Annotated in this window: 17 protein-coding genes; 11 read left to right on the top strand and 6 right to left on the bottom strand. The window is 65.0% G+C overall.

The genetic code is table 11. The features are described from left to right. Positions 1–93 precede the first annotated feature (93 nt). Positions 94–1,161 carry a LacI family DNA-binding transcriptional regulator gene (locus tag JN279_RS15865; RefSeq protein WP_202353292.1) on the top strand — a complete coding sequence of 356 codons (1,068 nt, stop codon included), beginning with the start codon at positions 94–96 and terminating at the stop codon, positions 1,159–1,161. 53 nt (positions 1,162–1,214) lie between these two features. Beyond that, entirely contained in the window at positions 1,215–2,069 is an 855-nt protein-coding gene (locus JN279_RS15870) for a sugar phosphate isomerase/epimerase family protein (RefSeq protein WP_202353293.1), read from the top strand. Between the two features lie 359 nt (positions 2,070–2,428). On the opposite strand, the gene JN279_RS15875 is transcribed toward JN279_RS15870, so the two are convergent. From JN279_RS15875 to JN279_RS15885, 3 genes are all read right to left on the bottom strand, one after another. Further along, entirely contained in the window at positions 2,429–2,716 is a 288-nt protein-coding gene (locus tag JN279_RS15875; protein ID WP_202353736.1) for a GIY-YIG nuclease family protein, read from the bottom strand. A 285-nt stretch (positions 2,717–3,001) separates the two neighbouring features. Continuing rightward, entirely contained in the window at positions 3,002–4,186 is a 1,185-nt protein-coding gene (locus tag JN279_RS15880; RefSeq protein WP_202353294.1) for an FAD-dependent oxidoreductase, read from the bottom strand. A gap of 119 nt (positions 4,187–4,305) precedes the next feature. Beyond that, positions 4,306–5,805, bottom strand: coding sequence for a glucosamine inositolphosphorylceramide transferase family protein (locus JN279_RS15885; protein ID WP_202353295.1), 1,500 nt, complete (start codon positions 5,803–5,805; stop codon positions 4,306–4,308). 306 nt (positions 5,806–6,111) lie between these two features. Here JN279_RS15885 and JN279_RS15890 point away from each other — a divergent pair, with 306 nt between their 5' ends. From JN279_RS15890 to JN279_RS15900, 3 genes are all read left to right on the top strand, one after another. Further along, on the top strand, positions 6,112–8,241 hold the full coding sequence (locus tag JN279_RS15890) for a GumC family protein (protein ID WP_244734608.1): 2,130 nt from the start codon (positions 6,112–6,114) through the stop codon (positions 8,239–8,241). A 1-nt stretch (position 8,242) separates the two neighbouring features. Continuing rightward, positions 8,243–9,559, top strand: a complete 1,317-nt coding sequence (locus tag JN279_RS15895; RefSeq protein WP_202353296.1) for a VpsF family polysaccharide biosynthesis protein — start codon at positions 8,243–8,245, stop codon at positions 9,557–9,559. A 263-nt stretch (positions 9,560–9,822) separates the two neighbouring features. After that, a complete protein-coding gene (locus JN279_RS15900; protein ID WP_202353297.1) occupies positions 9,823–13,173 on the top strand; it encodes an autotransporter outer membrane beta-barrel domain-containing protein in 3,351 nt (1,116 codons plus the stop codon). A gap of 16 nt (positions 13,174–13,189) precedes the next feature. On the opposite strand, the gene JN279_RS15905 is transcribed toward JN279_RS15900, so the two are convergent. Further along, entirely contained in the window at positions 13,190–14,446 is a 1,257-nt protein-coding gene (locus tag JN279_RS15905; RefSeq protein ID WP_202353298.1) for a glycoside hydrolase family 5 protein, read from the bottom strand. Further along, positions 14,443–15,612 carry a DUF1972 domain-containing protein gene (locus JN279_RS15910; protein ID WP_202353299.1) on the bottom strand — a complete coding sequence of 390 codons (1,170 nt, stop codon included), beginning with the start codon at positions 15,610–15,612 and terminating at the stop codon, positions 14,443–14,445. The genes JN279_RS15905 and JN279_RS15910 overlap by 4 nt, the downstream gene beginning before the upstream one ends. A 439-nt stretch (positions 15,613–16,051) precedes the next feature. Here JN279_RS15910 and JN279_RS15915 point away from each other — a divergent pair, with 439 nt between their 5' ends. From JN279_RS15915 to JN279_RS15935, 5 genes are all read left to right on the top strand, one after another. Beyond that, on the top strand, positions 16,052–17,221 hold the full coding sequence (locus tag JN279_RS15915; protein WP_202353738.1) for a glycosyltransferase: 1,170 nt from the start codon (positions 16,052–16,054) through the stop codon (positions 17,219–17,221). Further along, positions 17,218–18,519, top strand: coding sequence for a hypothetical protein (locus JN279_RS15920; protein WP_202353300.1), 1,302 nt, complete (start codon positions 17,218–17,220; stop codon positions 18,517–18,519). Before JN279_RS15915 ends, JN279_RS15920 begins: the two co-directional genes overlap by 4 nt. A 3-nt stretch (positions 18,520–18,522) precedes the next feature. Then, positions 18,523–19,752 carry a GNAT family N-acetyltransferase gene (locus JN279_RS15925; protein ID WP_202353301.1) on the top strand — a complete coding sequence of 410 codons (1,230 nt, stop codon included), beginning with the start codon at positions 18,523–18,525 and terminating at the stop codon, positions 19,750–19,752. Positions 19,753–19,783: 31 nt separating this feature from the next. Further along, complete coding sequence (locus JN279_RS15930; RefSeq protein ID WP_244734610.1) at positions 19,784–21,007, top strand: GNAT family N-acetyltransferase; 1,224 nt, start codon at positions 19,784–19,786, stop codon at positions 21,005–21,007. Between the two features lie 78 nt (positions 21,008–21,085). After that, positions 21,086–21,394 (top strand): EthD family reductase, encoded by a 309-nt coding sequence (locus JN279_RS15935; protein ID WP_095200716.1) that lies wholly within the window; start codon positions 21,086–21,088, stop codon positions 21,392–21,394. Between the two features lie 174 nt (positions 21,395–21,568). Here JN279_RS15935 and JN279_RS15940 read toward each other — a convergent pair whose 3' ends face one another. Next, positions 21,569–21,880 carry an EthD family reductase gene (locus tag JN279_RS15940; RefSeq protein ID WP_096448328.1) on the bottom strand — a complete coding sequence of 104 codons (312 nt, stop codon included), beginning with the start codon at positions 21,878–21,880 and terminating at the stop codon, positions 21,569–21,571. A gap of 416 nt (positions 21,881–22,296) precedes the next feature. Between JN279_RS15940 and JN279_RS15945 the strand changes: the two genes are divergently transcribed. Next, positions 22,297–22,521: a hypothetical protein gene (locus JN279_RS15945; protein ID WP_202353302.1), complete on the top strand. Its 225-nt coding sequence runs from the start codon at positions 22,297–22,299 to the stop codon at positions 22,519–22,521. The last annotated feature ends 235 nt before the right edge of the window (positions 22,522–22,756 follow it).

The following is a 22,756-nucleotide window of genomic DNA, read 5'->3' on the forward strand; positions in this document are numbered from 1 at the left end:
GCCGGTGAACCGATTTACAACCGCGAAAAATCGATTTACTCATTTCTCGAGCGGACAGAAAATGCCTCTGTCCGCGCCTCGGGAGGAGGAGCAATGGCGCATAGGCAGGACCAGCAGCGGCGTGCGTCCATACACGACGTGGCAAGCCGCGCCGGCGTGTCCGCCGCCACCGTCTCCAAGGTCATGGCCGGCGTCACTACGGTCAAGCCCGAGAATGCGCAGCGCGTCCTCGATGCCATCGAACAGCTTGGTTACCGCGTCGATCCGCTGGCCTCGGACATGCGCCGGGCCAAGCGCCGCATCATCGGCGCCATCATGCCGGAATTCGAAAGCGAATTCTTCGGTCAGATGGTCACCCAGCTCGAAAGCCTCGCCGAACAGCGCGGCTATACGCTGGTGGCGGCATCGAGCCGCGAATCCGAAGCACGTGAAACGGAAATCCTGGCCCGCATGCATGACTGGCGCGTCGCGGGCGTGGTGCTGGCGCCGGTGCGCAACGAGCATGGCCCGGCCGCCGCCTTCATGAAGGCCAACGGCATGACCGGCGTGCTGATCGATCGCGTTCTGTCGGACGACGCCTTCGACACCGTATCGGCCGACAGTGCCGCGGCCAGCGCCGAAGTGGCGCACGCGCTAATCGGCAAGGGCCACCGCCACATATTGGTGGTCGGCCTTGGCGAGCAGGCGGCGACGGTGCGCGCCCGCCTCGACGGGTTCCGCACCACCGCGCTGCAGCTGGCGCCGGATGTGCGCATCGATGTCGTGCTTGCCGAAACCGATGTCGAGCCGCTCAGGGCGCAGTTGCGCGACTATTTTGACAAGGGCGAAGGCCGGAACGAACGCCCGACGGCCGTCTATTCGCTGTTCCTCAAGGGCACGCTGGTGGCGCTGTCGGAATTCCGCCGGCGCGGCTGGCACTGCCCCAACGACATTTCGCTGGTCGGCTTCGATGATGCCGAATGGATGCAGGTGACCTGGCCGGCCATCGCCGCCGTCGTGCAGCCGGTGCGCCAGATCGCCGGCCACGCGATGGAGGCGCTGTTTGCCAGGATTGAAGGCGAGGCGGGGCCGCCGAGAGCGCGGCTCGAACCTTGCCGGGTCTTGATGCGGGAATCCGTTGGCTCGCCAGGCAACGGCCCGCATTCCGGAAGCCTGCAATAGCCGCACCGCTGGCAACGCCGCGGCCGCGGCGGCGCACGAACAAAGAGGCTGAGATGAACACCTTTGGACTGCACACTTTCGCCATCGCCCCGGTCTGGGATCTGGAGCTGATCGAACCGCAGATGGAGCGGCTGAAGGGGCTCGGCATCGGCCTGCTCGAAATCCCGCTGCTGCGTCCCGAGGAGATCGACACTGTGCGCACGCGCGCTTTCGCCGAGCGGTGGAATGTCGAGCTTATTCCGTCGCTTGGGCTGCCGGCTTCACTTGATGTGGTGGCGCGGCCGGATGAGGCGCTGGCCTTTCTCGAACCGGCTTTCGGCGTCTGCGAGGCGGTGGGCAGCGGCGGGCTGGGCGGCGTCACCTATGGCACGATCGGCAAGACGTCCGGACGGGCGCCAACCGAAGACGAGATCAACGGCATGTGCCGCTTCCTGGTGCGCGCGGCCAAGGCCGCCAAGGCGCATGGGCTGAAGCTCGGCATCGAGCCCTGCAATCGCTACGAGACGCATCTGATCAACCGCGGCATCGACGCCACGCGCATCATCGAACGCGTCGGCGCCGACAACATCTTCATCCATCTCGACACCTACCACATGCATATCGAGGAGGAGAGTTTCGAGGCCGGTTTCCGGGCGGCGGCACCCTATCTCGGCTACGTCCACGTCTCGGAAGCCAATCGCGGCGTGCCGGGTCGCGGCATGCTCAACTGGGCGGCCTGCATGAAGGCCATAGCCGATATCGGCTACACCGGCGCCATCACGCTGGAAAGCATGAACCATGTCGATGTCGACATCGCCGGCGGGCTCGCCGTGTGGCGGCCGGTGGCGGAGAATCCCGACGATGTCATCGGCGTCGGGCTGCCGTTCCTGCGCGAGGCGGCGAGGAAGGCGGGGCTGCAGTTGGGGTGAGGGGCTCGGGGGCAGTTCATCCGATGCATGAGGAAGGGTTGACGTCCACCGTCTGCGCTCCGCCTCGGATATTGTTCTCAGCCGCTGTGTTCTGCGGCAGACGTCGCGGCATGGATCCCAGGGTCTACGCCGCGTCGCTTCGCTCCTTGCTTCGCCCTGGGATGACGAAGGGAGGGATGCTTCGGCTAGTCTGCGAGGTTGGCGATTTGCCGTTGATGCTAGTCTCGGCCTCGGAGATTAGCGACAGACTCCCACGCGTTCGTCATCCCAGGGCGAAGCAGCCGCGTAGCGGCGTCGCGGAGACCCTGGGATCCATGCCGTGACATTCGCGACAGGTAAAAACGGTTCAAAATGGTGCTCTACCAACCGGTTCCGCGAAACAGCTCGAACCAGTCCGGATTGGTTCTCTCGATCAACTCGATCTTCCATTGACGAGGCCAGCGCTTCAAGGACTTCTCGCGCTGGATGGCATCGGTGATGTCAAAAAACTCCTCGTACCAGACCAGCCGCTGCACACCATAGCGGCTGGTGAAGCGGGAGCCTTGGCCGGACTTATGCTCAGGCATGCGGCGACCGAGATCGCTGCTCACACCGATATAGATGGTGCCGCGCTTCTGGCTCGCGGTCATGTACACATAGCCGGTCACATGCATCAACTTAGCGGGCATTCGCTGCGGCGACTATCCTGATCTGCGGCACTTGTTGGCAGGCGTCGCGGCATGGATCCCAGGGTCTGCGCCGCGTCGCTTCGCTCCTTGCTTCGCCCTGGGATGACGAAGGGGAGGGATGCTTCGGCTAATCCTGGAGGTCCGCGATTGCCATGCTGCCAGCTGCTCCTCCGAAATCTCGGAATTGGCGTGCTTCCCTTCTCCCCGGGGGAGGAGAAGGGAAAACGCCTCTGCCTTCGACAGTGGGAGAGAGTGGGAAGACCCTCACGCCATGCCGGGCTGCCGCCGCGGCCCCAGATGACGCATCTTGCGGCCGAGGATCATCAGCTGCCGCGCCGTGTTGTTGCGCAGGCGCCGCACGCGCCATTCCAGTCCGGTTTCGGTGGTGATCTGCTTGGCGTAGATGCTCACGCGCATGCCTTCCACATCCGAGGCCACCTTGACCGGGTCGTCATAGAAAGCGCCGATCTTGTCAGCCGCCATGCCTGGCGTTTCCAGCCAGCGCGGAATGTGAACCGAATGGAGCTGATCGACATCGATCATGACCCGCCCGATGCCGACGCCGGGCGTCGGGCATGTCGTCACGAATGCATCGCCAATGAAGACGACCCCGTCGCGACGATGGCCTTGCGTCGTGGTCAGATTGACCTGCCTGACCTCGACGGGGCTTGCCACTTCGAAGTTGCCGCACTGCGCCGATATTTCGGGCATCAGTTCGCAAAGCATCTTTTGCGGATCGGCGCGGAAATCGCGCGTCCACTGTTCGGCGACGGTGCGATAGACGAACATGTTCGCCCGCATCCTGTCGCCGATGGGAAAGACGGTGAGATAGGCGACGCGGTCCGAGGCCCGCTTGCCGTAGCAGGTGACGGCCCGAAAGGCGCAATCACCCGGCGCAATGGCGAGGTCGAATCCCATCGACAGCGAATGCGCCTTCGACAGTTCGATGCGCTCGACGCCGATGGCGCGCCGCACCAATTCGCTGTAGCCGGTGGCCACCACCAGCAGGCGGGCATTGATGACGGTGCCGTCGGCCAGCACAAGCCGCTGCCGGTCCGGCCCGGTCGAGACCTCGGTTACCTTGCCGACCGTCAGCGGTACCTGCGACGGCAAGGCATCGCGCAGGCCATTGATCAGCGCGCCGTAGGAAAATGCGTATTCCCACTTCTTTTCACGCGCGAAGAATTGACCGAGGCGGAAGACATCGACGTCGGTAAACGGGGTGACGAGAGGCATGACCATCTTGTCGAGACCGAGCTTCTCGAACAGTTGCATCTGGTTCGCGCCGATCTTCTCGGCCCGGAACTCGTCGTGATGGACGCGGTGCGGGTCGATCAGCGCCACCTTGCGGCCGGCGTTTCCCAACACCGTTGCCAGAGTGGTGCCAGCCATTCCGGCGCCAATGATCGCCACGTCGACTTCGGCCGGGGCAGCCTCAGCGGGGGTCATGTCAACTGCCCTTTCTGCAGGTCATTGTTCTCTCTACAATCTGTGGTGGAAAATATCTTCCAGCCTTTTATCAACCTCAAGCAACCCATGCGCGTGCCCGGTAGTAACACTTGTTTACCTTAACGCCGGGCCTGTTGTTTCCAGCGCGGCGCGATCGCCGAGCCATCGATGAATTCCAGGCCGCCCGCCTCGTTGAGCGTGTGCAGCTTGCGTCCATTCCATAGCGCGCCAGGAGTTAAGATGGTCTCGACGTCCTGCTCCATGCCGTTCAAATCAAGGTGAGCGACGCGTGCGATGCCGAGGGCTGCACCATAACTCCTGCGGCAATCCTGCACCGGACGCAGCAATTGGCCATTGCGTTCGACCATGCGGCCGGCCGGCCGCGCCGAGGCGATGTCGACCAGTACGGGATTTTTGGGATGCGGCGTCCAAGGTCCGCGAAAGTCCGGCGCCGACCACAGATGCAGCGAGTCGGAGAAGGCGCCGCCGCCATCGCGGACGGTGGCGAACAGCCACCAGCGCCCGCCATGCTCGACCAGCGTGGCGTCGCTGGCGACGATGTCGGACAAGAGCGTCGCTTCCTTGACCCAGCCGCCGGGAAAGGCGGTGGCGCGGTAGAGATCGACCGTGCGGTTGGCGCAGCTTTCCGGCACCATCCAGACCTCGCCGTCGCGCTCGAAGACGAAGGGGTAGGAGAGGTGATAGGGCAGGTCGAGTACCGGTTCGGGACGTCCGATCGGCCCCGATGGACCGAAGGGCACGGCGGAGACGATGGCCCGGCCCAGACGGTGGATATAATCCTCGACGAACAGCGTCACCTGTCCCTGGTACAGGATCGGGAACGGATCGGCGTAGAAGCGGCTGCCGTCGTCGGGCAGCACCTGCCAGCCCGAAGCCGGATGCGCGCGCAGGTCGAACAGATCGCGGCCATTGGTCTCGCGCCAGCCGACCTTCCAATGCGGGGCGTTGTAGCAGAGATGGTAGATCTTCTGGACGATGCGCCGCGCCAGCGCCTTGCCCGCCCGGATGCCAAGCTTGGTGGGCGAGGGTATCTGCGGCGAGGCACCGGCTTGCGCCGGCTCAGGCAGCACGGGCAGGGCCCCCGCCGCGCCGGTGATTGCCGCAAGGATCAGGCTTGCCGTGCGCGCCAGCATGTCCTGGAAGGAGGCAAGCGCGATGCCGCCATATTCGGTGCCCAGGCGTCCCTCGGCGACGGTGGCGCCGTTCTCCTCGATGCGGGCAACCGGCGTGCGGCCGTCGAGGATCAGTGCCAGCAGGGCCGCTTCGCCGGCAGCGCCGTCATAGGTGACGCACCAGACGCGGGTTCCTTCCAGGCTCACATCGCCGCAGAGGTCGATCACCAGGTCAGGGGAGGCGGGTGGCTGCGTGCGATAAGGCGCCAGCGCCGACAGCGGCAGGCGCTTGGCCAGCCCGTCCGTCGGCAGGCCATGGAGAACCGTCTCAAGCTGAAACAAAGCCGCGACGCTGCTGGGAATGCCGCCCCCAGCCGGCCTGGCGTCGACGGACACCTCGACCTGCGCCAGTGCCGCCAGCCGCTGCAGCAACAGCAGGTGAAAAGCACGGACGCACTCGCTGTCCAGGCGCAGGCTCACTCGCATGTCGCACCCCCGGCGTTGTGATGTCTCGTATCTGGCCGGTGTTCGATATCAGGGCAGGGGAGATGGCGGCACGGCAGGGCTGGACTCAAGTGCTGCCCCATTTCCACTCGTCTCCTGCTCGCTCGCGCCCGTATCAGCACCTGTGCCTAATATTACGCAAACTCCGTGCCAAAAATGCGTAAACGCCCAGCCGAAAATCAGACGAGCTCTCAACATAATTAACAGTGTTTTAACAGTTGAAGGAATAGCTAGGCTGAGGCCGCAATCTAATCTTTGCAGGCACATGGAGTGTTGTCGGAGCGACCTTTGCAATCATCCCTGCTCTCGTTGCCGCAACAACCTGCTCCCGAGCCGATGCAATATGCTGCTCCGGAGCCATTGCCGACGGCGTCCTATGCATCCTCGACCGTCGAGCTGGGTGATTTGAAGCGCATATTGGTGCGCCGTCGTTTCCTGATCATAGCCACCGCCGCGCTGCTGACCCTTGGGGCGCTGCTATATGGGCTGTTCACGCCGGCGCTTTACAGCTCCGTTTCGGAAATCCTCATCGATCCGCAAGACCTGCAGGTGGTCACCAACGACGTCAATCCGAGCCGCGTTCCGCCCGATGGCGGCATCACCATGGTGGAAAGCCAGGTCAGCGTCGTTCAGTCGACAGGCGTGCTGCTCAAGGCCATCGAGGCGACCAACCTGACCGAGGATCCGGAATTCAACGGGCAGGGCGGGTTGTTGAGCCGTTTGCTCGGCGGCGGGGGCTCGGCCGAAACCGACAGGACGGGCAAGACGCTCGATGCGCTGCGCCGGCGGCTGGCGGTGAAGCGGGCCGACAAGGTGCTGGTCCTCGACGTGATCGTCACCGCCAAGAGCGCCGACAAGGCGGCCAAGCTCGCCAATGCCATCGCGCAGGCCTATCTGGCCGACCAGGCGAGCGCGCGCGCGAAGATGGCGACGGATGCTTCCGATTCCATCACCGCGCGGCTGGACGAGCAGCGCAAGCGCGTGCAGCAGGCCGAAAACGCCGTCGAGGCCTACAAATCCGCCCACAACATGGTGATGGCGGCGGGCAATCTGGTCAGCGACCAGGAACTGACCGAGCTCAACACGCAGCTGTCGGCCGCGCAAAGCCGCACCGCCGCGCTGAAGGCGCAGGTCGACCAGCTGCGCCGGTCCGGCGGCGCGCCGGACGCCACCTCGGAAGCCATGCGCTCGTCGGTGATTTCGAGCCTTAGGGCGCAGGAGGCGACGCTTGTCGACCAGGTTTCGCAGCTCGGCACGGAACTCGGGCCGCGCCACCCCTCGATGATCGCCGCCCAGCAGCAACTGCGCGACACGCGCGCCCTCATCGCGCGCGAACTCGGCCGCATCGGCGCTGCCGCCGAAACCGACTACGAGCGGGCGCTGGCCAACCAGCAGGCGCTGGAGGCCAAGGTCGCCGGCATGAAGAGCAAGTCGCTCGACACCGACCAGGCCTCGGTCAGGCTGCGCGAATTGCAGCGCGATCTCGAGGCGGTGCGCTCGGTCTACGCCACCTATCTGCAGCGGGCGCAGGAAACGCGCGAGCAGATCAATGTCGACAGCACCAATGCGCGCATTATCTCGCAGGCCATGCCCGCCTTGAAGAAGAGCTGGCCGCCCTTGCCGCTGCTGCTGTTCGGCGCCCTGTTCGGTGGGCTGGGGCTGGGCACCGCGCTCGCCTTGATCGCGGAATATTCCTCGCCGACCGTGCTTTCCAGCGCGCAGATGCAATCGGCCATCGACGCGCCGGTGTTCGGCGTGCTGCCGGTAAAATCGGGCAGCGGCCGCCGCTGGTGGCCTTTCGGCGGCGCCGCCGCCGCGGCCGGACAGAAGACGGATGCGGTCGCTGGGTTGGCGCTGCGGCGCCTGTTCGCTTCCAGCCGGCGTCCGCCGAACTGGCCGCTGGTGCCGTCCGTCCTGCTGACGTCGCCGCCGGAAGACGCCGCGCATCGGGGCCGGGTGGCGCGGCTGCTCGCCAATGCCGCGGCCGCCAGGGGCAGCCGCGTCCTGTTCATCGACACCAACAACGCCAGCGGCGGCAAGAAGGAACCGCAACCCGGCCTCCTCGACGTGCTGCGCGGCGAATACGCCTTCGAGGCGGTGAGCCAGCGCACGGCCGGCAGCAATGTCGCGGTGCTGGGCCGGGGCCGGCAGACGGCCGTCTTCTCCGAGGCGCAGGGCGTCTATTTCACGCAGCATATGCTGGCCCAGGCGGGCCGCAACTTCGACCTCGTCGTCGTCGACGGCGGCGCGCTGGCCGACAATCTCAACGCCTCGCCGTTGGTCGCGATGGTTGACGAGATCGTCATGGTCGCGACGCTGAACTCGACGCCGATGGCCGACGTCACGGCGGCCTCGCAGGCCATTTCCGTCATGGGGCGGTTGCCGACCGGCGCCTTGCTGGTCGACGAGGCGGCCTGACATGGCTGCCGTCCGGGCCAACAACCCGGCAACCGGCTGGGCCGGTTCGGGTCGAGTCGCCGGCAGCTCCGTCGACTGGCTGACCAGCTTCGGCCTGGTCGCAACGGTGGCGTTGCTGTTCGGCATCTCCGGCGGCATGCTGTGGCTGGTGGGCTACAATTACGATGGCCTGACCGGCAACCCTGCCACCAAGATCCATCCGTCGACCTATCTGCTCGTGCTGGTGTTTGCCTGGCGCGCCTGCACCTTCGGCAATCCGGTCGGCTATATGGTCGCCGTTGCCGACCGGCGGCCGGCCAGCACGCTGATGGCGGTCATGTCGATCGTGCTGCTGGTCGTCGTCATCGCCAGGCAGCGTCCCGGCATGGCCGGCATGATCGACACCTTCGTGGCGCCGGCGCTGCTGGTGATGATGCTGGGCGAGGACGACGAGAAGACTTTCGCCCGGATGCAGACCGTCGTTCACGCCATCATGACCGTGAACGCTCTGCTCGCCCTGTTCGAGTTCGCCACCAAGACGCTGATCTTTCCCTATCGCCTCGACGGCGAGGTGTTCATGAGTGACTTGCGCTCGACGGCACTGCAGGGCCATCCGCTGTCCAACGCCACGGTCACCTCGATCTATGTGCTGGCGCTGCTCTCCGGTTCGAGATCGCTGTCCATGCCAGTGCGGCTCGGATTGATCGGCCTGCAATTCGCGGCGCTGGTCGCGTTTGGCGGCCGGTCCGCGATGGTGACGACGATCGTGCTCGGCGGTTGCTACCTGCTCATCCAGGGCCTGCGTAGCCTGCGCACGGGGCGCGTCAACCTGCTTGGCGCGGCACTCGGCCTCATCCTTGCCGCGCTGGTGCCGGTGGTCATCGCGGTCGCGGCGTCATACGGCTTCTTCGACGCGTTGCTGGAGCGCTTCGTGTCGGACAGTGGCAGCGCCAATGCCCGCGTCGAAATGTTCGAGCTCTTCAAGCATTTCGAACTGCGCGACCTGATCGTGGGGCCTGATATCGATCTCATCGAAAGCCTGCGCCGCATCAGCGGCCTCGAGCAGGGCATCGAAAACCCGATCATCCGCCTGATCCTCTACCAGGGCGCCTTCTTCACCCTGCTGTTGTTTGTCGGCTTCGCCCTGTTCATGCACGAAGTGGCGCGCCGCTGCCATGCCGGTATCTGGCTGACGATGCTGGGCTGGCTGATCCTGCTCAACACCTCCGAGAGCCTGGCCTCGAAGACGACGCTGATGACCAAATTCGTGGTGATCGCGCTGGTGCTGTACCGGCCGGCAAGGGCGGTGGGGCAGAGGGTGCAAGCGGGGCGAAGGTAGCGCTCCACGGCGCCCCCCACTGCCCTGCCGGACATCTCCCCCACAACAAGGGGGAGATCGGATACACGCCGGCCAGCGCGCAACACGCCCTGTTGGACCGTTACCCCACTCGATCTTCGTAGCGGCATGGATTCCAGGCACTTAGTCGCAAACTGCTCCCAAAAAAAGTCGCGCGCGGTTGCCTGGAACGAGAAGATTACGCAGGAGATTCGTGGCAAGGGTGGGGCAATTTGGACCCAGCCTACGAGACCCGACCCGTGCAGATGAAGCCGTTTCTCCTCGCCTCCGCATCGACCCTTGCGCTTCTCGCCGCGCCCGCCGTGGCGCGCGCCAGTTGCCCCCAGATGTCCCTCAACAATCAGACCTACACCAACGCGACGGCGGTCTGCTTTTTTCACACGAGCGGCGATGTCGGCCTGACCAACACCAATACGGGCATGATCGGCAGCGTTTGGGATACGGCACCCACGGACACCACCACGATCGACAATGCCGGCCTGATCAGCGGCTACAGCGGCTATGCGGCAATACAGTCGCAGGGAGCGCTGACGCTGACCAATCGCTCGGGCGCCATTATCTCGGCATCGGGCGTGGTGACCATACGTGCGGGCAATCGTGGCGGGGTTACAACGATCGTCAATGACGGCAGGATCGAAGGCAACAAGGCCATCGACCTGAGCGGCAGCGTCCTTGACCTGACAAACACCGGCATCATAGCGGGGCAGTCCGCCGGCATCGACGCCTACTCGGTGACGGCGACCAATTCCGGCACGATCTCGGGCGGCTCCTTCGCCCTCAGGGCCATCGGCGACCTGACCCTCGACAATTCGGGGGACATCGTCGCGAACACCAACCCATCGCCCAACACCGCGGCGGTCAAGGCCTGGGGCGGCGCCACCGCCATCACGAATTCGGGGCGCATCTGGAGCGACAGCGGCTATGGCGTCTACGCGGAAGTTTACGTAAAAAACACGCCGGTCGGCTCTTTCAACTTGACCAACACCGGCACGATCGGTGGCAATATTGGAGTCGCTACGGCCTCCAACAGTGTCAGCACCGTCAGTGCGACTATTGTCAATTCCGGCACGATTTCGGGCTATTCGGCGGCCATTTCGACCGACGGCGACCTGACACTCGACAATTCGGGATGGATCAAGTCCATCGGCGATTCGGGCGATTGGCATGGTGTCGCGGCCCACGGCGTCACCACGAAGATCACCAATTCGGGCACCATCGACAATTCGGGCGTCTACGGCACGGGCATTGTCGCTGACAGCACCGACGCCAACGCGTCCCTGACGTTGGCCAACAGCGGCGCGATCAACGCCACGTTCGGCGTCTCCTCGCAGGTCGTCACGACGACGATCGACAATTCGGGAAGTATCACCAGTACGGGGGGCGCTGGCGTCTACGCGAATGGCCCGGCCGCCAACGCGTCTCTGACGTTGACCAACCGCAGTGGCGGCAGGATCACCGGCGAGTACGGTGTCGATTCGCTGCTCGCCACGACGACGATCGACAATTCGGGAACCATCACCGGGGTGTACGACGCTGCCGTCTATGCCGAGGATACGGCCGCCGGCACGTCTCTGGCGTTGGTCAACCGCGGCACCATCACCGGCCGCGGAGGCGTCTCTTCGCGAGTAGCCACGACAAAGATCGACAATTCGGGGATCATCGACGTCGTGCCCAAGGGCGGCGCTGGCGTCTTCGCTTTCGGCACCCTCGCCGATGCATCGCTCGCGCTGACCAACAGTGGCACGATCGACGGCATTTACGGCGTCCATTCGCAGGTCACCACGACAACGATCGACAATTCCGGGACGATCGCCGGCAAGTACCTCGCCGGGTATGGCATCTATGCCGACAGCACGGCCACCAATGCGTCTCTGGCATTGACCAACAGCGGCAAGATCACCGGCCGGTTTGGCGTCTATTCGCAGGTCGCCACGACGACGATCGACAATTCGGGCTTCATCGACGGCGACAACGGCCAAGGCGTCTACGCGCAGAACACCGCCGCCAACGCCTCCCTGGCGTTGACCAACAGCGGCTGGATTTTCGGCTACTACGGCGTCCTTTCGCTGAATGCCACGACTACGATCGACAATTCGGGAGAGATTGCCGGCAGGATTGGCGCTGGCGTCTCTGCGCAAAGCAGGGTGGCCGACGCTGCTCTGGCGTTGACCAATAGCGGCACGATCAGCGGCTCGGTCAGCGGCGTGTCTTCGCAGGTCGCCACGACGACGATCGACAATTCAGGGACCATCGCCGGCAGGCAATACGGCATCTACGCCGACAGCCTCCTCACTCTGACCAATACGGGCCTGATCTCCGGCGGCACTGCCGCGGTCCTGCTGAACAAGGACGGCAACAGCCTTGGCCTGGACAAGGGCGCGCGCTTCGATGGTGTCATCGACTATGCCGGCACCACCGGCAACACCACCCGCTTCGGCCATGGCAGCTGGATCCTCGACGTCGCCAACTACGACGCCGCGGACAACACGATCGTCACCGGCGGCAGCGCCTATGTCGTGAAGGGAAACCAGATCATCGTCGCCGATGGTTCCGCGGTGCAGGCCGGCGCGCGGGGCGCGCTCGACATTACCCGCTCGCTCTCGGGCCTCGCCAGCGACGCCCTCTCGCTGTCATCGTCGTCCTTGCCCGTCGCCAGTTCTTCAGGCGGCGCACTCGCCTATGCCGGCGACAACGCCGTCGACCGGGCATTTACCTCGGCGGCGTTGACGGGCTCAGGCCAGGAAAACGCTTTCTCGGGCTTCTCGAACGGCGCAGTCGGCGATGCCGCCGGCAACATCGTCTGGTCGCGCGTCCTGGCCGGGCGCAGCGTCGCTTCGCAGGACGCGGCCAGTGCAGCCTCCAGGATGAATTTCGTCGGCGCTGCCTTCGGCGGCGATCATCGCTTCTCGGACACGTTGCGCCTCGGCGGCTTCTTCGGCCTTGCGGACAGCCGCACCGATACCGACGGCGATTCCTCGCTCAAGTCCAAATGGTACTATGCAGGGCTCTATGGCAGCTGGTCGCCCGGTGCGGCCTTTGTCGAGGGGAATGTTACTGGCGGCTATGCCAAGAACCGTTCCGAGCGCATGGTCACCAACGGCCTCGCCACGGAAACGGCCATCGGCGAGTATGGCTCGACTTTCGTCTCGCCCGAACTCGCCCTTGGCTATCGTGTCGCCCTGCAACCCGGCGTCAGCCTGACGCCGCAACTGCGCGTCCGCTATCTCGGCGTCGACGCCGAGGGATACGGCGAAACCGGTTCCAGCTCCGACATGGCGGTGTCCTCGCACTACACCGGGTTCCTGGAGGAGCGGGCGCTGACCAAGCTCCAATTCGACAATGAGCGCTGGGGCCTCTTCACCACGCTCGGCGTTGTCGCCCTGCAGCGCGTCCAGGGCTCGGGCACGGATGTCAACCTTCTCGGCATCGCCTCGACCGTGCCGGAAGGCGACACCAATCTCTTCGGCGTCAGCTTTGGTCTCGGCGGCAACTGGAAGATGACCGACAGCGTCTCGCTCTACGGCGCCGTCAACGGCACGGCCTTGAACAACAATACCAGCATCGACACCAATGTCGGGGTGAAGATGGTGTTTTGAGGGGCGACCGTCGGCGCTATTCTGCCATCCTCAACCCCAGCGCCTCGACCATCGCAGGGTCGAGCGCGCGCGTGGTGTCGTCCATCATGCCCATGCCGTCGAAGAGGTCCCAGAAGGCCCAGGGGAAGCCGGCCGCCTCGGCGCTCTGCCGGACATCTGATATGTAGCGGGCGCGGTCGGCGATGGGGGCGGCGGTGTAGCGGGCGTCGGTGCGCAGCGCGCCGAATTCGCCCATGATGATGCGGTTGGGCGCGATGCCGTTTCTGTCGGCCCAGGCGCGCGCCTGGCTGAGATATTTGTCGATGAACCAGCGATCCGGCTGGGCGTCGAAATAGACTTTCAGCACGCGCTCGGTTTCGGCATAGGCGGCCCTTTTGTCCGCTTCCGAGGTCTCGGTATCCCCAGCCATGCGTGCCCTGACGGAGGCGAGCGTCTGTTCGAGCGAACCGGCGGAGGCCGGCCACGGCACATTGTTCAGCGCGCGATAGACCGGCTCGCGCATCCACGGCGCGCCCTGGTGGCTGAACAGATAGGGCTCGTAGAAGTGGAAGGTGAACAGGATCGGCTCGAAGGCCGCCAGCGGCGCCGGATCGAGTGCCACGAGCCCGCTCACCATCGAGCCGCAGCCGCCGGTGACGACCAGCGGCAAGGCTGCGGACGACGCCCTGGCCGCCGTCAGCAGGGATGCCTGGACCTGCGACCAGACGTTGGAATCGCAGGATTGCGGCGGTTCGTTGACCGGCTCCAGCGCGACCATTCCCGGTGTGAACCGCTCCAGCCTGCCGGCGAACTCGCCGACGAGTGCGCGATAGGCCGCGAATTCGGGCGCGGCGGTGCTGGAGACCATGCGGTTGGGGTTCCAGTAATGCGTGGCGCCATTGGCCTGGACGTTGACGATGGTGCCAAGGCCGGCGTCGAGGCTGGCGGCGACGGCGGCGTCCACCATGTCCAGCAATTTTGCGCGCGTCGCGGCGTCGGCGGCCAGGAACGGGCCGGGATCGACGGGCAGGCGGATGAAGTCGAGCCCGGTCTGACGCAGCCGACCAAGGTCGTCTGGGGTCGGCACCGGCCGCTGCGACTGGAAGGGCGGCCAGTCATAGTCGGTGCGGGGTGCGGGAAATTCGCGTGTCAGCGCAAACCAGGGCCAGGCGTTGACACCGCGGCGGAATGGCCAGGCACCGGTGACCGTGGCGGCTTGCGATGGAGCGGCGAGCGGCGCGACAGTGGCAGCGAGCGCCGCCTTGAGGATCCGCCGTCGCGACCAGCCCGTCATACCGCGCCGGGCGAGGGACGGTCGATCGCGGCCGTTCTTGCGGCGCTCACGCCGAGAAGCCGGTAGGCTTCGTTCTCATAGGCCAGCAGGACATCGTCCCAGCGGAAAGCTTCGCGGGCGCGTGTCCTCGCGGCCTCGCCGCAGGCTTTGACCAAGGCGTCATCCTCCATCGCCTGCTGCATCCGCTCGGCGCAGCTTTGCGTGTCGGTGAAATGGATGGCGGCTGCACCCGCGACCCACCTGTTGTAGGGATTGTCGTGCGCGATCACCATGTTGCCGGCGGCCAGCGCCTCGACCAGCGACGGGTTGGTGCCGCCCACCGTGTGGCCATGCATATAGGCGCGCGCGTGGTAGCGGAGCGCCTTCACCGCCGCCTGGTCATAGATGGCGCCGGGCAACACCACCGAGGCGTTCGCCGCCTTGCGGACCGCGACATGGTAGGGAATCTGGTCGGACAGCGTGCCGAGCACCACCAGCTTCATGTCGCGCTTCTGGCTGCAGAAGGCTTCGACGATCGGCAGGATGTTGTTGTCGGGCTCGATGCGGGCGATCGAGATCAGGTATTTTCCGGGCTCGAGGCCGAGCGCGCGCACCGGCGCCTCGGGCGCCGACGTCACCGGGTCGGCGCCATAGGCAATGGTGGCGATGGCGCTGCGCGGCCGGCGCGTCGCCAGGTGATCGGCAATGACCGGATGGTCGGCGACCAGCCGGTGCGAGGCCCAGGCGCCGATCCACTCGTTGAGCCAGAACCAGGTGCGCGCCGCGCGGCCCCATTTCGGGCGGCGCCACTCGATGCCGTCCATATTGGTGATGATCTTGCGCCGCATCAGCCTGAGCCAGGTCAGGAAGACCGCGCCATTGTAGCCGAGCACCAGGCAGACGCCGGGCCGGCGCGCGGCGTCGAGCACGCACTGCCAGTCGAATTCCAGCGTCGCGCGCGGGCCTTTCGAGGCGACCTGGATGTGGATGAGGTCGATGCCGCGCCAGCTGTCGAGGCGCACCCGCTGGTCGACCCGCTCGACCTCTTCCTGGCAGTAGACGCCGACCTTCCAGCCGCGTGCGACCAGGAAAAGGGCCAACTTCTCGGCGAAGGTTTCAAAGCCGCCATGGGCGGCTGGGATGCCGCGCGTTCCCAGGATCAGGATGGCAGGCTGTTCCGATTTCATGGCTGCTGGCGCTTTCAAGTCCGCTCGGTCCGCTGAGGAAGGCTGTCTCATCTTAAAACCGCAGCCTTGCAATATGCCTGCCAGACGCGATTCCGGCCATTGTCGCACCCGGGTTGTAAAATATTTGTTCCAACCGCCGTGGTTGTTTCATTATCGGTCAACCTTCCCAACGTATGTGTATCGAAACGAGGCGATGCCGGGGCTAGTCGACCCGCAAATGGATATATTAGCTCGGCATAATCCTTGCAAATGGACTTCTGCGCGCCAGAATCGGCGGAGGGCGTGCAGCATTGATGTGGTGATCCGGGTTCAACATCCGTTTCATGACCACACTGATAACGAGGGAAGTCCAAAGGGGTGTTGGCTTGAAGTTTCCGGCCGCCGATAGCGTCAGGCGGCGGAATCGTCTCACCACCCTGACAGAAAGATGCATGTGAAGATGCGGATTGCTTGCATCCATCAGGGCTACGAACTCTACGGTTCCGACCGCAGCTTCGCGGAGAGCGTGGCGGCGTTGCGCGCCGCGTTTCCGTCGGCCGACATCGAAGTGGTCCTGCCGCGCAGCGGGCCGATCGTTGAAATCCTGGAGCCTCATGCCAGCCGCATCGTCTTCGAGCCGCTGTGGGTGCTGCGGCGCCAGGCGATGTTCAAGCTGGCGACCATCGAGATGGCGCGGCTGCCGGTGGCGCTGTGGCGGGCCTGGCGGCGCCTCAGCAATTGTGACCTCGTCTATGTCAACACCTCGATCGTCGCCGATTATGCGCTGGCCTCGCGCTTGCTGCCTGCCAAGGCGCTGCTGCACATCCATGAAATTCCCGAAGGCGTGCTGCGCCGGATCCTCGTCGGCCTGATGCACTGGAGCCATGCCGACCTCATCTTCAATTCGAAAGCGACGCGCGCCACCTTCGGCGAGCCCAGATCCGCGCGCTCTTACGTCGTCTACAATGGCGTTGCCGGTCCGGCGGCGGCGCAAGCGATGACCTATGCTGGCCAACGCCCGCTGCGGGTGCTGCTGCTTGGCCGCATCAACCGGATCAAGGGCCAGGAAGTGCTTCTGGAGGCGATCGCCTCGCTGCCGGCGGAACTCAGATCGAGGATCGAGGTGCGGCTGGTCGGCGGCGCCTTCGAAAGTGTCGAGCGCGAGCGCGCTCTGGCCGAACTGGTCGAAACCATGGGGCTCACCGGACAGGTCAGCGCCTTGCCCTTCATCCCGGATCCTTCTGAGCATTATCGCTGGGCCGACATCGTCACCGTGCCGTCGCGGCGTCCGGAATCGCTCGGCCGCGTCGCCATCGAGGCGATGGCCTATGGCCGTCCGCCGCTGGTGTCGGCGATCGGCGGTCTGGTCGAGGTGGTCGCCGACGGCGAGACCGGCTGGCACGTTCCGCCGGGCGATGCATCAGCGTTGGCCGCGAAGTTGCGAGAGATCATCCTCGCCCCCGAGGCCTGGCGCGGTTTCATCGCCGCCGGGCGCAAGCGCTACGAGACGATTTTCAGCGAGCCGGTCGCAGCGGCCGCGATCGCGGCGATCGCCGCCGACAAGCTGAAAGCCGCGATCGCAAGGCCGGGCAGGGTGGCAAGCACGCGCCAGGCGGAGACACGGCCGTGAAGTTCCCGATCCATCTTGTGCGACGCCTCGTGCTGATGATCGGCGGCGAGGCAATGCAGAGCGGCTTTCATTTTGCCCTCAACATCGCGCTGCTGCACATGCTGTCGGCGCAAGGCTATGGCCTTTTCGCCATCGCCATGGTGATGGGCGGCGTCGGCCTGTCCTACATCAGGTCGCTCACCGCGGTTCCGGCATCGATATGGATGGGCAAGAGCACCAACAGCGCCGGCGTCGACGCCCATGACGTGGCCTTCGGAACGGCGGCCCTGGTGGTGGCGCTGCTGATGGCCGTCGGCACGGCCGTCCTGATGCATCTCCTGGGCGACCCGAGCGGCATTGCCGCCGGCTGCTTCGTCGGCGCATGGTCGCTGCGCAGCCATATGCGCACGGCATTCTTCGCGCGCCGCCAGCAGGTGATCGTCTCCATCAGCGACGCGGCTTTCACGATCTCCGGCACCGTGTTCGCCGGGCTGGCGATCTGGTTCGCCGGGGCCGCGCTGCAGACCGTGTTCTATGCCCTTGCCGCGGCAAATCTGATCGGCATCTTCGTCCTGGTCCGGCTGGCGCACCGCACAATTCGCATCAGCTTCCGCATGCCGACGCGCCGGCGCTATACCAGGCTGTGGCGCCAGCTGTGCTGGTCGGCGTTCAGCGCGACCACCACCAACATCCAGGGTCAATGCCTGGCGCTGCTGGTCGCGGGCATTGCCGGGCCTGCCGCCTATGCACCGCTGGCGGCGGTGATCGTGCTGTTCGCCCCGCTGCGCATCATCAGCCTTGCATTCGTCAACATGACGCAGCCGGAGCTCGCCAAGCTGATGCGACTAGGCGAAACGCGCCGCGTCTGGGCGCAGGCGAAAATCTGGTCGGTGGTCATGGGGCTCGGCGGCCTGGCCTATGGATGCGCCATCCTGTTCGTCCTGCCGATGATCAAATCCCAGGCGCTCCAGGATGCTTCGGTCGGGTTCATCGGGCTTTTCGTGACCGCGAATTTTATTCCGATCATGCTCTACATCATGCCCCGCATCGTGCTTGAGATCCTCGGCGATTTCCGCATCGTCGCCTTCATCACCTTGGGCGGCGCGATCGTCGGGCTGGCGCTGATCGCGATCCTGCTGGCAATCGCGTCCCCGCCGTGGGCGCTGCTGGGTTCCGCGGTCTCCGAGATCTTCGTGCTCGCGGCATCATGGTATTTCGTGCATCACCGCATGTGGAACATCGAGCACCCGGACCAGCAGCGTAACAGCCGCTTGGGCTCCTGGCGGCGGGCGGTCACGTTCGCCGCGGCGAGGCGATAGGAGATGGATTTGGCAGGCCAGGCAATGCAAATTGCTGCGGTGACCGACTTGCCCGACGGGCAGGCCTCTCCCCCCGTCATCGTCGCCGCGAATGACGCCTACACGGCGCGATTGCACACCAGCCTCGAAGCGGTCAGGCCGCTCTGGCTGCGCTTCCAGACGGATGGTGTCTGCACCGCCCACCAGCATTTCGCGTGGGTGGAGGGGATCGTGGCGCGGCTGATGCCGGCAGGCGCGGAGCCGCTCATCGTTGAAGTGAACAACGCGGTGACGGGCGCGCCCTTGATGTTGTTGCCGCTGATGCTGCGGCCAGCCTTCCACCATCGGGTGATCGAATGGCTGAGCTGTGGCGTCTGCGACTATTCGGCACCGCTGCTGGCCGATTCGAGCGGGTGGACCGCACAATCCGCGCAGGCCGCGTGGGCGGCGGTGCGTTCCGTGCTGCCGGCGGCGGACCGCGTCAACATCCTGGGAATTCCGCGGCGGATCGACGGCGTCGCCAATCCGCTGGCACTGCTCGCGGCGTCGCGCGATTCCCTCCAGACCACCTTCGGCCTGGCCATCGACGGCGAGCCGGAAACCGTCCTCAAGCGCCTGTGCAGGCCATCCTTCGTCAAGGAATTCGGCAAGGACTGGCGCCGGCTCGAACGGCTCGGTGGCGTGGAACTGGTCGAGGCCGCCACGCAGGCCGAAGTGGAGCAAATCTTCGGCGAACTGATCCGGATGCGGCTCAGCCGTTTTCGCGAGCTTGGCCGCTTCGACCTGCTGACGCAGGCGGCGGTTGTCGATTTCTACCGCAACGCCGCCCTGCAGGGTCTGTCGGACGGATCGGTGCGGCTCTTCGGGTTGCGCGTTGGCGATGCCCTGATCGCTGTCCAATATGCGGTGGTCCATCAAGGGACTGTTCATGCTCTGCTGATAGCTATGGACCAGAGCGTGGTACCCAACGTCTCACCGGGCCTCTTGATCATGGGCCGGCTGATAGGCTGGGCGCGCGAGCGGCGGTTCGATTATTTCGACCTGTCGGTCGGCGACCAGAGCTACAAGGAGCGTATGGGCGCTAAGGCTTCGGTACTGGCCGAGCTTCGCCATGGGTTGACGGTGCGGGGCCGTGTCGCGAGCAGTGCAATCGAGCTCCGCAACCGGACCGAAGCCTTCGTGCGTTCCAACCCTCGGCTGCGCACTGCGGCCCAGGGGATGATGCGGGGTTTGCGGCGTCTTCGTGGAGGATGACGAGGGCGGGCCTGAACGATAGGAGAACTACGTGGCAGGCCTGGCAATGCGAAAAGAAGCGGTGGCTGATGCACCGGGTCAACCGGTTTCTCCTGATGTCGCCGGTTTGGGTGCCGTCGCGCACTATACGGCGCGGCTGCACACCAGCTTCGACACCGTAAAGCCCCTCTGGCTGCGCCTTGAGGAGACAGGCCTGTGCACCGGCCACCAGGGTTTTGCCTGGGTGGAAGGGATCGCCAAACGGCTGATGCCCGGAAACGCGGAGCTGCTCGTCGTCGAGGTGAATGACGCCGCCACGGGTGCGCCGGTGATGCTGCTGCCGCTGATGCGCCGCCGCGCTCGGGGCCACACTGTGATCGAATGGCTGAGCGGCGGGGTGTGCGACTACGCGGCGCCACTGCTGGCCGATGCCAAACCATGGACCAGGCAGAGCGCCGACGACGCCTGGGCGGCGGTGTGCGGCGTGCTGCCGCCAACGGACCGCTTCCACATCGCGGGAATCCCGAAACAGATCCATGGCGTCGACAATCCGCTGGCGCTGCTTTCGGTGGTGCGCGACTCCATCCAGATTGCCTCGGGCCTGACCCTGGATGGCGAGCCGCAGACGCTGATCAAGCGCATCTGCAAACCGTCCTTCGCCAAGAATTTCCACAAGCACTGCCGCCGCTTCGGACAGTTGGGCAAGCTCGATCTGGTCGAAGCCCAGACGCCCGACGTGGTGGAGGAGCAGTTCGCCACGCTTTTGGAGCTCAGGCTCAACCGCTTCCGCGAGCTCGGGCGTTTCGACCTGCTGACACAGGCACCGGTCGTCGAGTTCTACCGCAACGCCGCCCTGCAGGGCTTGTCGGACGGCTCGGTGCGGCTGTTCGGGCTGCGTGCCGGTGAAACCTATCTCGCCGTCATCTACGTGCTGATCATGAAGGGCACCTTGCACGCGCTTCTGCTCGGGATCGACCAGGACGCGGTTCCCAACGTCTCGCCAGGCCTGACGACGATCGGCAAGCTGATGGTGTGGGCATGCGAGCAGGGGCTCGGTTATTTCGACCTCTCGGTCGGCAGCCAGGGCTACAAGCAGCATATCGGCGCTTCGAGCGCGGTGCTGGCAGAGTTGTGCGAGGCGGTGACGCTGAAGGGCAGGGGCTCGACCGCCTACATCAAGCTGCGCGGCAAGACCGAGCTTTTCGTGCGCTCTAAGCCGGGGCTGTACAAGGCCGTGCAGGGCGTGATGCGGCGATTTCGGCGATTGAAGAACTGAGGCGTTCGTCCAGACGGATTGACAAGCTCCCGGCAAAGTCAACACGCTCTTGCTGCGCAATGATTGCAGGAGGCAATGATGGCAAGCCTGGTGGTGATGTACGGCACGCCCAGCGATCCGGCGGCGTTCGACGCCTACTATCGCGAAAAACACATTCCGCTGGCCAAGACCATCCCGGGATTGCGACGTTACGAAATCAACCGTGGCCCGGTGATGACCCCGGCGGGACCGGCGAAGGTCCATCTGATCGCCACCTTGCAGTTCGACGACATGGCCGCCATCCAGAATGCCTTTGCCAGTGCCGAGGGGCAGGCGGCCGCAGCCGATCTCCAGATCTTCGCGACGGGTGGCGCCGATATGCTGATCTTCGACAGCGAGGATGTCTGAGACGAAAGCCACTCGGCGACGGCGTTCTCGCCGAGGCATTTCAACTGCCGCTTGACGGCGCTAGCGCTCCCGTCCGCGCACTGACACGCAAATGGCCTTTCGACGTTGCCGTCAAACGCGCCGCCGCAAGACGACGGGTTTTTCTGCCCTGAGGCCTGCCCGCGAATTAACGATTCACATCGCCTCGGAATCGAAAAGCAGCATCGTCACACGGTCGTCAGGCGCGTATTTGCGCCGGTCGACGGCGCAGGCCTTGCCGATCTCGCTGGCAAAGGCCGCACGCATGGCCTCCAGGCTGTCGAAATAGAGGGTCGCCACGATGTAGGGCGTCTCGCCTTGCAACATGTTCACGATCGGCTGTTTGCTGACATCGTAGCGCCGCAGCCCGGGAAGCTGTTTTGCAAGCGGCAGATGGATGTCGAAATAGTGCCGCTCGAAGGCCGCTGGATCGGCGGGGGTTTTGTAGATGACAAGCATCTTGGCCATGATGGTGCTCCTGTCGTTTGACGTGATCGCGCCTGGTCGGCGCCACACCAATGTCGTTCGCCGGGAGCCGATTTCGACAAGGGCGCGGGATTTTCGCAGGACCAACGGCATGGCCCCGCGACCGAAAACATTCCGCGCATCGCCATACTGGCCGCTGGCGAGTGGCTGCATGGCGGCGCACTTGATCCAAGTCAAAGCGGATCGGCGTCGATGCTGTTACCTGAGCCACTGTCTTGGGAAGGACACAAGGCGGTGGGTGGTTCCAGACCGGCAAGCTGAAAACAGCTCCGGTCTGGACTGCCTGCAAGTTTTTGCCGGCCACGCGCCGTGCTCGCGCCCGAAATTGACAGGACAGCGTGTCTCCGTCATCCTTGAGCCCAGTCGCCTGATGTGTCAGGGCGACCGAGGGCAGCGTCATGTTCAGTCCCGTCACCGGCCAGAATGCCAAACGCGCCGCGGTGCGCAAGGCGCTCGACGCCCACAAGGTCTACATCACCGCGCAGAGCTTTTCGGACGGCGCCTACCGCGCACGCGTGCTGGTCGACGGCGAGGCCTACTGGGTGGATGAATTCCGGCTGAGCCAGCTGCAGCAGGGGCTTACGCCGGCCGAGCTCGAGCTGACGCCGGCTGCCGACGATTGAGCGTGGTGAACTGCACCTGATGCATGCCGCTCCTTTCCTTTCGTCATCCCAGGGCGGAGCAGGAGCGAAGCGACGTCGCGGAGACCCTGGGATCCATGCCGTGACATCAAATCGCCGCTGCGGTCCAAATTCTGCTCGGCCGCACTCTACGGCTGCAGTCACGGCATGGATCCTCGGGTCAAGCCCGAGGATGACGACCGCGGGGTTGGCGGGCAGCGAAGGAACGACGCGGTTG

It is taken from the genome of Mesorhizobium sp. 113-1-2 (assembly GCF_016756475.1).
Taxonomy (GTDB): domain Bacteria; phylum Pseudomonadota; class Alphaproteobacteria; order Rhizobiales; family Rhizobiaceae; genus Mesorhizobium; species Mesorhizobium loti_C.